We start from the raw sequence: 13,385 nt of genomic DNA, 5'->3' as shown, positions 1-13,385 counted from the left end.
CGCGGCAGTTGCGACTCAAGGATAGCAGTGATTCAGTCTGTCTAATTGGCAGGACTGAAGATCATGATGGGGCATCAGCAAGTCGAGCAGGCTGCGTTGTTCTATGAGTTCTCGCTCGAGAAGCATATTCCCTCCGACCATCTTTTGAGATCGGTCGACAGGTTCGTCGACCTGCAAGAGATCAGGCGGGAGCTGGCACCTTTCTACAGTAGCATCGGCCGACCTTCGATCGATCCCGAGCTGATGATCCGGATGCTCCTGATCGGCTACTGCTTCGGCATCCGGTCGGAGCGGCGCCTGTGCGATGAGGTTCACCTCAATTTGGCCTACCGGTGGTTCTGCCGGCTCGGTCTGGATGGGGCGGTGCCCTCATTCGACCTTCTCCAAGAACAGGCATGGCCGCTTCCGGCAGAGCGACCTCTTCCGTCGCGTGTTCGAGAGCGTGCTGCGCCGCTGCATCGAGGAACGACTGGTCGGCGGTGAGGGATTTGCGGTTGATGCGAGCCTAATCAAGGCCGATGCCAATCGGCAGAAGGGCATCGAAGGCGATAAGGGACTTCCGCCGGAGGCTGCCGGCCGAGCAATCGATGAGTATCTGGCTGTCCTCGATGATGCCGCGTTCGGAGCGGCGACCGAGGTTACCCCGAAGTTCGTATCGCCCTCCGACCCGGCGGCGCGCTGGACGGGGGCGCACGGTGGCCAAGCGTTTTTCGCTTATTCGACGAACTACCTGGTCGACGTCGAGAACGCGATCATCGTCGATGTTGAGGCAACGACGGCGATCCGGCAGGCGGAGGTATTGGCCGCCAAGCGCATGATTGAACGATCGCTGGAGCGGTTTGATCTCTATCCGAGCCGGCTACTCGGTGACAGCGGCTATGGCTCGGCCGAGATGCTCGCTTGGCTGGTCTATGAGCACGGCATCGAACCGCACGTTACAGTCTTCGATAAGTCCGCCCGCACAGACGGTATCTTCTCGCGCGACGACTTCACCTATGACCATGCTGGCGACATCTATCGTTGCCCTGGTGGCAAAGTTCTTACCACCACCGGAACGTTGGTGAATGATGGTGCCACCATGCTTTACCTCGCCAGCAAGCGCGATTGTGATCGATGCGCATTGAAGGCTCGGTGTTGCCCCAAGCAGGCATCACGGAGGGTGCCGCGCTCCATCTACGAAGGCGCTCGCGACATGGCGCGCCAGATCGCCAAATCGTGGGAGGGAGGCACCTCGCGCCGGCTTCGCAAGAAAATCGAGATGTTGTTCGCCCACCTCAAGCGCATCCTCAAGCTCGACCGTTTGCGTTTACGAGGCCCGAACGGCGCGCGCGATGAGTTCATCCTCGCGGCCACCGCCCAGAACCTTCGAAAGATGGCCAAGCTCATCCCGATGCCCATCGCGAGGCTCGCATAGGGTCGATGGAGCAGTTCGGTCACGTCGCGACGGAGCTATTACAACAAAATACTGCCGGCCTTTTTCAACGGAATCGACCCAAAGCAGAAGGTGATCAATGCACAACACTTCTTCCTGACAGTACGCCGGTGGTCTTGTAGTTGCTTATGCGGCTCCGAGCTGATGACGCTTCCAGGCTGTGAGCACGACAACGGCCGCGCATCCAATCGCGTTGAGCATGCTGACCACGAACAGGGCCAGGCTTGGAGCAATGACCAGTGCGTAAGCCGCGGTCGAACCGTTGGCACCGATCCATACGAACCACGTCGTATACGAGATCGCCCTGGCACCATCGCGATCAGCCGCGACACGCAGAATCTGCGGAAGGTAAGCAGCAATCCGCAATACGTTGAACACGTAGAAGAAGATGAGCGTGATCTCTGGCAATTGCATGGCCGCGCCTCTTTTGCATGCGCTGCTGGCGGCGGGCTCATCGACGCGCCGATTGGAATCTGCGCTGCTTGAGCCCCCTCCCGCTCAAGCTCAAGCCCCGCGACGAGCAAGAAACTGCGCAGGGATGGCGAGACTGAAAAGCCAAAGCGGGAAGAAGTTCACTCATGGCGGCCTTTTAAGTCGAGAGAACGACGCCGTCGACGCGCCAGCGCATGCGTCGTGGCGGCAGTTCTCAGAGGCGCTCGATGTTGGCGTCGGCGACGACGCTCGTCCATTTGGCGACATCGAGGATGACACGAGCCTTGAACTCGTCTGGGGTCGACGATCGCGGCTCGTTGCCGAGCGCACGCAGGCGCTCGGTGAAAGGACGCTCCGCCAGGATAGCGGCGATCTCGGCATTCAGGCGTTGCACGATAGACGCCGGCATTCCGGCCGGTCCCGCGAGGCCCTGCCAGGATGTGACGGCGTAGTCGGGAAGGCCTGCCTCCGCGATGGTTGGGACCTCCGGTAGGCTGAAGAAACGGGTGGTGCCGGTGGTCGCGAGGGCGCGCATCTGACCTTCACGTGCCATTTTGGCTACCAGTGTCGGCGGATCGACCATGAAGTCGATTCGCCTGCCGACGAGGTCGGTAACGACCTGAGCGCTACCCCGATAGGGGACGTGCTGGAATCGGACCCCGGCTGTCTTTGCGAGAAGCTCGATCAGCAGGTGATGCGTCGTTCCGACGCCGGGCGTGCCGTAAAGCAGCGGTGCGCCGCGCGTGCGCGCTTCGCCGAGTAGGTCCGTCATCGACCTGATCGTGTGGTCCTGGTAAGTTGCAACGACGAACGGATAGTCGGCGATCATTCCGATCATCGAGAAGTCTTCGACGGTGCGATAGGGCAGCTTGCTGTAGAGCGCGGCGGTGCTCGCATGTCCGCCCGGGATCGCAATTAACGTGTAGCCGTCAGGTGCCGTGCGAGCGACGTGCGCTGCGGCGATTGTTCCGGCTGCTCCGGGCCGCGGGTCGATCACGACCGGTTGACCAAGACGGCGCCCAAGCCCCTCGGCGATAAGGCGAGCGACGGTGTCGGTTGGTCCGCCTGGCGGCCAGCCGTGCACCAGGGTGACGGGACGGCTCGGCCACACGGCATCGGCGTGAAGGGGCGTGACCACGGAAGCTGCGAGACCGCCAAGTACAGAGCGACGTGTGAGTTTGGTCATAGCCATCTCCTTCAGGCTGCTGGGGGATTGAAGGAGTGCGACTGCGGCGCCGTCGAATCTTCGACCGTGGTGCGGCGCATGTCGCGGCGGCATCGCATGTCGTCGTACGGCCGGGCGCGATGCAAGGTGCAGCGATTGTCCCACATGACGAGATCGCCGACGCGCCAATGGTGCTGGTAGACGAAGCGCGGCTGGGTCGAGAAATCCGTCAGGTCCTTGAGCAGCGCGCGACCCTGCGGGATCGGCCACCCGACGATGTGCGATGCGTGCGATGCGAGGAATAGCGTCCTGCGCTGGGAGCCGAGATGTAGGCGTACCAAGGGCTGCTGAACCGGCGGCAACGCGGCGCGCTCCTCGTCGGAAAATTCCGTGTAGCCGACGAGGCTGCGCGAATGAAAGATCGAATGCTCGGCGACGAGCGGTGCGATCTTGTCCTGGGTCGAAGGGTCAAGCGCTTCGTAGGCGGCTCGCAAGTCGGCGAATTCAGTCTCGCCACCCTCCGGCGGAACCTCGCGCGCCGACAAAAGCGAGAATTTCGCCGGAACAGGCTTGAACGAGCTGTCGGTATGCCAAAGCTCGTTGGCGCGCAGCATCATGCGCCAGCGGTCGGACGATGCGCGGATATTGTCGTTCTCATCGAGGTTCGAAATGTCCGCGAGCTCGCGACCCAGGCGGTGCTTGCGATCACGGCGGATCGTTCCAATCGGGGCTTCCAGCGACCCGAACAGCCTGCTGAACTGGACCTGGTGCCTGTCCTCGAGTGCCTGCCCGCGAAATACCAACACGCCGTGGCGCTCAAGTGCCGCTGCGATCTCGACGGTCGTTGAGGGACCGCAGGTACGCAGGTCGACGCCGGTTATCTCGGCGACGAAGAGGGGATGCAATTGCCGACTCTGGATTGCCACCGCGAACCTCCGTCCTCGAAATCTGCTGCGGAGGATATGGGGGCGCGCTATAAAGGGAATACGCGAATTGGGACTATCTAAATGAGGAAAAAGTTATGCCTTCGCGTGAGCATTGGGACACTCGGATCGGTCGCCGCATCCGTCTGCGCGACCTGCACGTACTGCTGACCGTCGTGCAGCGCGGCAGCATGGCCAAGGCGGCGCAGCAGTTGTCCATCACGCAGCCCGCGGTTTCGAAGTCCATTGCCGATCTGGAGCATGCGCTCGGCGTGCGACTATTGGATCGCGGTCCTCAGGGCATCGAACCCACTGCCTATGGCAGCGCCTTTGTGCAACGCGGCCTTAGCGTATTCGATGAGCTGCGGCAGGGGGTCGGCGAAATCGAGTTCATGTCTGATCCGCGCGTTGGCGAGGTCCGGGTGGGATGCCCCGAAACCTTGGCGGCGACCCTGCTTCCGGCCGTCGTGGAACAGCTTGGCGATCAGTATCCCGGCATCAAGTTGCACGTGATCCAGACCAACCCCCTGGCCCTGGATATCCGTGAGTTGCGCGACCGGAACGTCGACCTGATGCTCGGCCGTATCGGGCCGGCATTCGCCGAGGAGGATTTGGACGCCGAGATTCTGTATCACGACCCGCTCGTTGTCGTTGCCGGAACGGCAAGCAGGTGGGCGCGGCGTCGGACGCTCGAACTCGCGGACCTCATGGACGAGAAGTGGATTTTGTATCCGCCGAACGAAATGCCGGGCATCTTCATCGAGGAAGCTTTCCGCAATTGCGGCCTGAGCGTTCCGCAGGCGAGCGTGCTGACCTATTCGTTCCAACTGCGCGACATGTTGCTAATGACCGGCAAGTACCTGAGCATCGTCGCCGCCTCCGCGGTCCCCGTCCTCAACGTGAAACGTTTGGTCGTGAAGACCTTACCGATCGATCTCGGCCCACAGGCGACAGCGCGGCCCGTAGCGATCTTTACCTTGAAGAATCGCACCTTGAGCCCGGCCGTCGGCCTTTTCGTGGAGCACATCCGCAAAGTCGGGAAGGCGATAACTTCACAATCCAGTCGCTAGTACGCTTGATTGGACTGAGTCTGCTGTTGGCCCGTTCGAGACCTGCGGGCCCGATCTGACCACGTCCGCTTGTCCGGCTAGACCGGAAGTCATTGCCGCACCGGCAAACCGACGCGAATGACCCAAAGCGGACCTCCCGTGACTCCATTAGCTATCTTTGAACGGTAGGCTCCTGCCCAGCCAATTGGCGCGCTGCGTCGAGGGAGTCGATGATGGCGCAAAAGTCGATGATGCGGTTTTTGCGAAACCGAAGAAAGTGTGCTGCAAGGTAGTGGGCAGACCGTGCCGTGGCGCGATCCTTCACCTTAATAATAACCGAGAGAGCCGCGCGGTCATCATTGACCACAATGGTCATAGGCCAAAACGACAGAACTTCCAGCTTTTCATGCACTTCAGCGAATGCTCGCAGAACATCGGCCCGGCCGCGCCGCCTTCCGAGGTACGGGAAAAGATCAGGCGGAGCATGGCTCAGAAAATCGATCTGCTCGTCTAAAGCATCCTCAAGGTCCCTTAAACGACCATGGGCGAAATGCTCGTAAATCTCACGGACGCGTTGTTCGCTCAAAGCAGTCACAGCATCCTCCCGAGCTATGGGCAAACCTTAGCGAACGGCCGAAAAGAACTCCAAGCCTAGTGCAGCCTTTCCGCCCCCCGTTCGGAAAAGCAGGTTAGTACATGACCTGTGTAATTTAGAGCGATAGAATGATTTTGGAACACGTTTACACAGGCCGTCGCGCGGCCCCAGCAGGAATTCACCTGCCCTAACTGATACCAGGCAGGAACTTGCAGAAGGCCGGTAATGTTGCCCCTAACACGGGTGAGTTCTACCCCGCCGGAAGGGTCCTAGTGCCAACCATTGACCAATGCAGAACATATGCGGCGAACTACAAAATCCTCGCAGCCGATCCAGCCAATTCGGCCCGCCGAGCTGCCGTGTTGACCAATATTTCGCATAGCTGGACGGCGCTGGGAAACCAGCTTGAGACGCTTGCCCTCATCGTGAGCGAAGAAGGATAGACCACTGACGCTTGCGGGGGTCACCATCGTCGGACGGTCACCGCCCGCGCTTGTGCGCAGAGGGCCAGCCGGGCTATCGCGCGGCGCCACGGATTAATAGGCGCAAATATAGTTTCCGTACGCATCGTAGCAACTGCGGCGGTACGCAGCAGCGCCAACCGCAGCCGCGCCTACCGCAGCCGCGCCTACCGCTGCCGCTCCGACACCGTAGCCCCGATAGCCGTAACCGCGATAGCCGCCCTGATAGCCGTAGCCCCGGTAGCCAGCGCCGCGCACCGCAACAGCGCCGCCGCCCCGCGGTCCTCGAACTGCGACCGCACCGCCGCGGTAACCGCCGCCACCCCGATAGGCACCTCCGCCGCGCCGAGCCTCGGCATCATCGGGGATCAAGCAGACCACGAGCAAAACGAAAGCGGCAAGGGGAGCGAGAATATAGCGGAGCATGAGGGAACCTTTCGTTGAATTCTTCAAGCCCCGCTTGCCAGATTGCGGCTCTCTCTGCACAGGAGGTTGATGTAGATCAATCGAACCCGCTGGTTGCGAGCCGAATGGCCTCTGGTCAGGCGCACATGTCCTCCCTTATTTCCGCTTTTGGCCCGAAGGCGAAGATCGCGATGGCGCCGTGCACGTCAGCAGCCGGGGCTAGACCGGACGTGGTGGTGACGCGGCGAAATCGACGCGAATGACCCATAGCCGACCTCGCCGCGTCGGGCAGCATCGCACCACCCGAGCTGCAGCTAGTTCACAGGTCCCCGTCCGCCGATCGTCTCCATGTCTGGCTGCTCGGGCCAGACGCCTTGGGCGCGGTTGACGAGCGTCGTGATCACCCAGAGCACGACACCGATGGCGATCAAGACCCCCGCGACCTGGTACTGGACCATCGCCCGTCCGGTCCATGGCCCGGCCAGGAATGCGCAGGAGATTGCCCCCAGCACCGGCAGGATCGTCGGCGTACGAAAATGGTCGTGTGCGACGTTGTCCTTGCGCAGCACCAGCACCGCGATATTGACCACCGTAAACACGCAGAGCAGAAGCAGCGCGGTCGTTCCGCCGAGCGCCGGCACTTCGCCGACAAAGGTGATCAGTGCGAATGCCAGCAGCGTGGTGAAGCCGATCGCGATGTAGGGCGTACGCCGGCTCGCATGCACCTTGCCAAGCACCGGCGGCAGCACATGCTCGCGGCTCATGCCGTAGACGAGCCGGCTCGCCATCAGCATGTTGATCAGCGCGGAGTTGGCCACCGCAAACATGGTGATGAAGCCGAAGATCCAGAGCGGAAAGTTCGGCGCGCCGGCCCTCACCACTTGCAACAGCGGCGTCTCGCCTTCGCCGAGCTTCTCCGGCGGAACCAGCGTAATCGCCGAGATCGAGACCAGCACGTAGATTGCGCCGGTGATGAGCAGTCCGGCAAGCAGCACGATTGGAAAATGCCGTGTCGGATCCTTGCATTCCTCCGCCATGTTGACGGAATCCTCGAAGCCGACCATGGCAAAGAACGCGAGCGTGGTCGCAGCGATCACCGGCCAGAACATGCCGGCATCGCCTGCCTTGAACTGCGTGACGCGCGAGACGTCACCCTGGCCGAGGCCGATCGCCCAAAGGCCGATGATGATGATGATCAAGAGGCCCGTTAGCTCGACGCAGGTCAGAACAACGTTCGCCTTGACGCTTTCGCCAACGCCGCGAAAGTTGACCGCGGCAACAACCGCCATGAAGACGAGCCCAGTCATGGTAATGCCGAACCCCGACAGGCCCAGGCCAAACGCGTTCGACATGTTTGCAGAGAAAGCGCGAGAGGCAGTGGAAGCGGAGGTAATCCCCGAGCACATCACCGCAAACGCAACGATGAACGTGATAAAATGGATGCCGAACGCCTTGTGGGTGTAGAGCGCGGCGCCTGCGGCCTTCGGATACTTGGTGACGAGTTCGAGATAGCTCAGCGCAGTGATCAGCGCCACGACGAAGGCGACGAGGAACGGCAGCCAGACGACGCCGCCCACCTGGTTGGCGACCTGGCCGGTGAGCGCATAGATGCCGGTGCCGAGAATGTCGCCGACGATGAAAAGCAAGAGGAGCCACGGGCCCATGACCCGGCGCAGGCTCGGCTCGGCATCGGTGTCGGGTGGAGCAGGTGTCGCGGCTTTCAAGGAAAGATCGGTCATCGCGCAGCCTCTCAACGGATCTCACGCACGCACTCTTGTCCGCAATGCTGATACCCGCTGTTGCGACCCACGAGTGCGTCTGGCGTCATTGCCACCACACAGCGTATTGGCTTTCACGCCGCACGGCCAAGACTTATTGTGGGGATGATCGATCTGCGATGTGGAAAGTGGGTGCGGGTGCGAAATGGAACCGAATGCAGGCTTGTTCTTTTGGCGAGTGACGTCCCGGGACAAAATCAGCCTGGTATTCAGCCTCCAGTGATGGTGCGAACACTACCCCTGCTACGCCGCTGTCCGTTCGCATGCCCTCCAACGGAGGGCTGGACCTGCTCGTTGTGCTTGCGCGAGTCTTTCCGTTGATGAGTGCAGCCCACCGCCTCGGTATTCAATACGTCGCCAGGAGGCGACCGGATCAGGTCGAGCGACTTATAGCGCCTGGCGAGGTCTCGAGGGCGACCTTCAAGATCACCACCGGACATTATGCAAGTTTAGGATGTAGTTCGCCAGCCATCCGGATACAACGGCAGTGAGCGTGCACAATTGGAGTGTTTGATGCCGAGACTACCGAGCGCCGATTTCCTCCATCGACTGGCAGATATCGCCGATCGCGAAACCTTGCCACGCTTTCGCACCGCCCTTGCCATCGATTCCAAAACTGGAGAGGGCTACTTCGACCCGGTGACCGACGCTGACCGGCAGGCCGAGATTGCTATTCGAGCTGCGATCGAGGCCGAATATCCCGACCATGCCATTCTGGGCGAAGAACTCGGTCTAACCGGAAGCGGTTCCTGCCGCTGGGTCTTAGACCCCGTGGATGGGACGCGTCCCTTCATCTGCGGCCTTCCCGTCTGGGGCACACTGATCGGGCTCACCGTCAATGGTCGAGCCGAACAGGGAATGATGAGCCAGCCCTTCACGCGTGAGCGTTTCTGGGCCACCGCCGATGGAGCCTGGTACGAATATGCAGGCAAGCGCGAGCGACTGTCCACGCGAGACGTCGGCACGCTGTCGCGGGCCATCCTGCATACGAACTCGCCTGATCGCTATGATGGTGAGCTCAAGCAGGCCTTCGATCGCCTTGCCGCCTCAGTCCGGATGACTCGCTACGGCGGCGAATGCTACGCCACTGCGATGGTCGCTGCTGGTCGCATTGACCTCGCAGTCGAACCTTCGCTCCAATCCTACGATATCGTCGCGTTGATCCCCATCATCGAAAAGGCGGGCGGAGTGGTGACGCGCATCGATGGGGGAAGGGCTGAGGAGGGTGGTCCGGTCTTAGCTTCAGCAACTGCCGGTCTTCATGCAGCGGCCCTTCACCTCCTCAATTAACGGAGTTAGCCTGCGGGGTTGATGGACATCTCTGCCGCAGCGACAGATTTCCGCTTCTGGCCGATTCCGTTGAAAAAGGCCGGCAGTATTTTGTTGTAATAGCTCCGTCGCGACGTGACCGAACTGCTCCATCGACCCTATGCGAGCCTCGCGATGGGCATCGGGATGAGCTTGGCCATCTTTCGAAGGTTCTGGGCGGTGGCCGCGAGGATGAACTCATCGCGCGCGCCGTTCGGGCCTCGTAAACGCAAACGGTCGAGCTTGAGGATGCGCTTGAGGTGGGCGAACAACATCTCGATTTTCTTGCGAAGCCGGCGCGAGGTGCCTCCCTCCCACGATTTGGCGATCTGGCGCGCCATGTCGCGAGCGCCTTCGTAGATGGAGCGCGGCACCCTCCGTGATGCCTGCTTGGGGCAACACCGAGCCTTCAATGCGCATCGATCACAATCGCGCTTGCTGGCGAGGTAAAGCATGGTGGCACCATCATTCACCAACGTTCCGGTGGTGGTAAGAACTTTGCCACCAGGGCAACGATAGATGTCGCCAGCATGGTCATAGGTGAAGTCGTCGCGCGAGAAGATACCGTCTGTGCGGGCGGACTTATCGAAGACTGTAACGTGCGGTTCGATGCCGTGCTCATAGACCAGCCAAGCGAGCATCTCGGCCGAGCCATAGCCGCTGTCACCGAGTAGCCGGCTCGGATAGAGATCAAACCGCTCCAGCGATCGTTCAATCATGCGCTTGGCGGCCAATACCTCCGCCTGCCGGATCGCCGTCGTTGCCTCAACATCGACGATGATCGCGTTCTCGACGTCGACCAGGTAGTTCGTCGAATAAGCGAAAAACGCTTGGCCACCGTGCGCCCCCGTCCAGCGCGCCGCCGGGTCGGAGGGCGATACGAACTTCGGGGTAACCTCGGTCGCCGCTCCGAACGCGGCATCATCGAGGACAGCCAGATACTCATCGATTGCTCGGCCGGCAGCCTCCGGCGGAAGTCCCTTATCGCCTTCGATGCCCTTCTGCCGATTGGCATCGGCCTTGATTAGGCTCGCATCAACCGCAAATCCCTCACCGCCGACCAGTCGTTCCTCGATGCAGCGGCGCAGCACGCTCTCGAACACGCGACGGAAGAGGTCGCTCTGCCGGAAGCGGCCATGCCTGTTCTTGGAGAAGGTCGAATGAGGGCACCGCCCCATCCAGACCGAGCCGGCAGAACCACCGGTAGGCCAAATTGAGGTGAACCTCATCGCACAGGCGCCGCTCCGACCGGATGCCGAAGCAGTAGCCGATCAGGAGCATCCGGATCATCAGCTCGGGATCGATCGAAGGTCGGCCGATGCTACTGTAGAAAGGTGCCAGCTCCCGCCTGATCTCTTGCAGGTCGACGAACCTGTCGACCGATCTCAAAAGATGGTCGGAGGGAATATGCTTCTCGAGCGAGAACTCATAGAACAACGCAGCCTGCTCGACTTGCTGATGCCCCATCATGATCTTCAGTCCTGCCAATTAGACAGACTGAATCACTGCTATCCTTGAGTCGCAACTGCCGCGTTTTTCAACAAAATCGGCCCGAAGGCGAAGTCTCGGCGCGTCCCGGTTGGTCGCCTCATTGGAGTAGACCGGAAGCAGGCAACCGTCGCTCCGAAGAGAGCTCATGACCCCAAGCGGACATTCCGGCTCGAATTGGAAGCGCTTACGCTTCGGAGCTCACACACCATAGGTTCTTTCCCGCTGGTGTTAGCCTGTACTGCTAGGCGTTTACGCGGCGACCAAGAGCCTCAATGGGACTTGGAACAATGCCCAGGCGATCTGATTGGAAAGTGGTTCGTCAAGCTGGCTAGACCAGCAAGTTTCCTGGAAAGCCCCTTTATCAGGAGGGTTTCACAAATGGCTCACGAACCAAAATCATCAAAAGCGGGGGAACAGGCCGCTGAAGGTTTGCACGAAGCGGCTTCCGAAGACGAAGCGAGAAACGAGAGCAAGATAGGGCATGATCTGGCCAAGGGCGCTGATCGTTTCGAAGAGCGTTCTAAAAGCTCCGATGGAAAAAGCGCCGAAGAGAAACAACGAGGGTGAATGCAGGCAGCAAGCCCGTCGCGGCCTCCTAAGAACGCTTCCGCAATGACTCCGGGCAGGCGGCCTCTCCTTGTGAACCTACAAGTTCTCTCCTGCGACAGATGTCGCGAGGTCTTGGTGCCCGGCTGGTCTCAAGTGCCGATCGTGGACGCTGGAGAGATTAGAATGAATTGGATGGGACCGGTCATCGGCGGGACGCTGTTTGTAGCTGGTTTCCTGACATCAGCGGGACCGGGGCTTGCGGCAGGGAGCGATGACGGTTTCGCAACGTTCTGGACGCAGTTCAAAGCTGCAGTCGGCAAGAGCGACCAGAAGGCCGTATCGGACATGATTAAATATCCTGTCCTCTACCAGGATCTGCGGCGAGCGGCGGAGTTTCCTGTGATCTGGAAGGGTGCTTTCAGACCTGCGCACCGGGCGTGTCTTGCCAAGCAGAAGCCTGTCAAGGACACATCCCCTAAGGGGGTGGTTACTTACTCTGCCTTTTGCGACTCGATCATCTACTCGTTCGCCAAGGATGAATCCGGCTGGAAATTAACGGACTTTGGCGTAGACGATTGATCGGCCTTGTAAGAACTGATTGCCAACTGTTTCGCTGTTGTGCGCGGATTCTCGGCGACCGCTAGCCAACCGGACCAATCCCCCCGCAACGGTGGCTTCTTCGCTTTCTCGATTGCTGCCGCCTCATCCCATGGGAACACGGCAATCACCGACAAGGCCGCGCGGCCCGGCAATGCTCGCACAGGCCCGGATGATGCTGGTACCGCAACGCCTCTATGCTCTTGTCTTTCAGTTCTTTGCAGCGTCGGATACTTCCGACAATCCGAGATGCCGGGCGACAGCCAGTCTCGATAAGGCAAGCGGCATTATCGATAGCCGTCACAATATTTGGCTGTAGGAAAGGCATAAGCGGCATAGCAATCCGGTTGCACTAGGCCGACCGTCTCGTAGACCAGAGGATAGCGTTAGTCAGGATTTTCTGGCAGCGCGGGTCCTGCCAGACCGACGCCTCGTGGCCAAGCGCCGAATAGAATACTCGCCCCTGGCCGTAAAATCGTTTCCAGGCGAGCGGCCAACCATAGAAGCGTCGATGCACACCGGCCTTATTGAGGTCCACCGAACTTTGATCGAGGCGCAGGAGCACGCGTGATCGGCGATAGTCGAAGTCGCTGATCTGGTAGATTTCATCGTTCAACTGCAACGAATTCCCCAGAAACGCCACCAGTGGATCTGCAACATCAGCAACCTCGATGGTCACACCCTGATGCCAGGGATGACCGTTGAAGTAGCCGCCGATCAGATCGAGATAGTCTGGCCAAGTGTAGAATGTGTCCGTGGCCGAGTGAACGCCGAGAAAGCCACGGCCCGAACGCACAAAGTTGAGAAGTGCCATCTTTTGGGCGCCGCTCATCGGAATTTCACCGCTTGTGTAGAACATCACAGCGGCGTACCGCTCGAGGTTTCCGGTCGAAAATTCAGACAAGTCTTCGGTTGCGATGACCTCAAAGGCACCGGAATTCCTTCCAAGCTGCGTCAGGATTGCTTCGGAAAGTGGTATGACGTCGTGGCGATAGCCGGCCGAGTATGTGAAATAGAGGACACGTTCTGGCGGGCGCTCTGCACGCGCGCCGAGCGGTCGGACTGCCGCCGCGCTGCTGACGAGCGCGATGAACTCGCGTCGCGTCACAATCCTCTCCCGATGCTCAACCGGCCAGAGAAGCTTAGCACATATCGGCGCGCCGCGCGCCCTGCGGCGCCGCCCTACGCAGGGGACATCAA

Annotated in this window: 11 protein-coding genes and 2 pseudogenes; 5 read left to right on the top strand and 8 right to left on the bottom strand. The window is 60.4% G+C overall.

Annotated elements, in window-relative coordinates:
• Window positions 1-63: 63 nt before the first annotated feature.
• A pseudogene (locus ACVWYQ_RS24950) lies at window positions 64-1,414 on the top strand (transposase).
• 144 nt (window positions 1,415-1,558) lie between these two features.
• On the opposite strand, the gene ACVWYQ_RS24945 reads toward ACVWYQ_RS24950, so the two are convergent.
• The 3 genes from ACVWYQ_RS24945 to ACVWYQ_RS24935 all read right to left on the bottom strand — a co-directional run bounded on the left by ACVWYQ_RS24945 (window position 1,559) and on the right by ACVWYQ_RS24935 (window position 3,955).
• On the bottom strand, window positions 1,559-1,846 hold the full coding sequence (locus tag ACVWYQ_RS24945; RefSeq protein WP_271541830.1) for a hypothetical protein: 288 nt from the start codon (window positions 1,844-1,846) through the stop codon (window positions 1,559-1,561).
• 232 nt (window positions 1,847-2,078) lie between these two features.
• Complete coding sequence (locus ACVWYQ_RS24940; protein WP_271541828.1) at window positions 2,079-3,050, bottom strand: Bug family tripartite tricarboxylate transporter substrate binding protein; 972 nt, start codon at window positions 3,048-3,050, stop codon at window positions 2,079-2,081.
• 11 nt (window positions 3,051-3,061) lie between these two features.
• Window positions 3,062-3,955 carry a TauD/TfdA dioxygenase family protein gene (locus ACVWYQ_RS24935; protein WP_456726484.1) on the bottom strand — a complete coding sequence of 298 codons (894 nt, stop codon included), beginning with the start codon at window positions 3,953-3,955 and terminating at the stop codon, window positions 3,062-3,064.
• A 95-nt stretch (window positions 3,956-4,050) separates the two neighbouring features.
• Here ACVWYQ_RS24935 and ACVWYQ_RS24930 point away from each other — a divergent pair, with 95 nt between their 5' ends.
• On the top strand, window positions 4,051-5,022 hold the full coding sequence (locus tag ACVWYQ_RS24930) for a LysR family transcriptional regulator (protein WP_404654594.1): 972 nt from the start codon (window positions 4,051-4,053) through the stop codon (window positions 5,020-5,022).
• Window positions 5,023-5,173: 151 nt separating this feature from the next.
• Here the strand turns inward: ACVWYQ_RS24930 and ACVWYQ_RS24925 are convergent, their stop codons facing one another.
• From ACVWYQ_RS24925 to ACVWYQ_RS24915, 3 genes are all read right to left on the bottom strand, one after another.
• A complete protein-coding gene (locus tag ACVWYQ_RS24925; RefSeq protein ID WP_271541821.1) occupies window positions 5,174-5,596 on the bottom strand; it encodes a nuclear transport factor 2 family protein in 423 nt (140 codons plus the stop codon).
• A gap of 536 nt (window positions 5,597-6,132) precedes the next feature.
• On the bottom strand, window positions 6,133-6,483 hold the full coding sequence (locus ACVWYQ_RS24920; protein WP_456726483.1) for a hypothetical protein: 351 nt from the start codon (window positions 6,481-6,483) through the stop codon (window positions 6,133-6,135).
• Between the two features lie 293 nt (window positions 6,484-6,776).
• Window positions 6,777-8,126 (bottom strand): APC family permease, encoded by a 1,350-nt coding sequence (locus ACVWYQ_RS24915; RefSeq protein ID WP_456727205.1) that lies wholly within the window; start codon window positions 8,124-8,126, stop codon window positions 6,777-6,779.
• A gap of 627 nt (window positions 8,127-8,753) precedes the next feature.
• On the opposite strand from ACVWYQ_RS24915, the gene hisN reads away from it, so the two are divergent.
• Window positions 8,754-9,530: a histidinol-phosphatase gene (hisN, locus tag ACVWYQ_RS24910; RefSeq protein WP_271541815.1), complete on the top strand. Its 777-nt coding sequence runs from the start codon at window positions 8,754-8,756 to the stop codon at window positions 9,528-9,530.
• Between the two features lie 137 nt (window positions 9,531-9,667).
• Here the strand turns inward: hisN and ACVWYQ_RS24905 are convergent.
• Window positions 9,668-11,018, bottom strand: a pseudogene (locus ACVWYQ_RS24905) (transposase).
• 399 nt (window positions 11,019-11,417) lie between these two features.
• On the opposite strand from ACVWYQ_RS24905, the gene ACVWYQ_RS24900 reads away from it, so the two are divergent.
• Together ACVWYQ_RS24900 and ACVWYQ_RS24895 are read left to right on the top strand one after the other, a co-directional pair.
• Window positions 11,418-11,606: a hypothetical protein gene (locus ACVWYQ_RS24900; protein ID WP_456726482.1), complete on the top strand. Its 189-nt coding sequence runs from the start codon at window positions 11,418-11,420 to the stop codon at window positions 11,604-11,606.
• A gap of 165 nt (window positions 11,607-11,771) precedes the next feature.
• Complete coding sequence (locus ACVWYQ_RS24895; RefSeq protein ID WP_456726481.1) at window positions 11,772-12,167, top strand: hypothetical protein; 396 nt, start codon at window positions 11,772-11,774, stop codon at window positions 12,165-12,167.
• Between the two features lie 370 nt (window positions 12,168-12,537).
• Here the strand turns inward: ACVWYQ_RS24895 and ACVWYQ_RS24890 are convergent, their stop codons facing one another.
• Window positions 12,538-13,293, bottom strand: coding sequence for a ThuA domain-containing protein (locus tag ACVWYQ_RS24890; RefSeq protein WP_456726480.1), 756 nt, complete (start codon window positions 13,291-13,293; stop codon window positions 12,538-12,540).
• Window positions 13,294-13,385: the final 92 nt, after the last annotated feature.

The organism is Bradyrhizobium sp. USDA 3397 (genome assembly GCF_054060965.1).
Note: the sequence above shows the minus strand (reverse complement) of the source record. Positions and strands in the feature narration are given on the sequence as shown.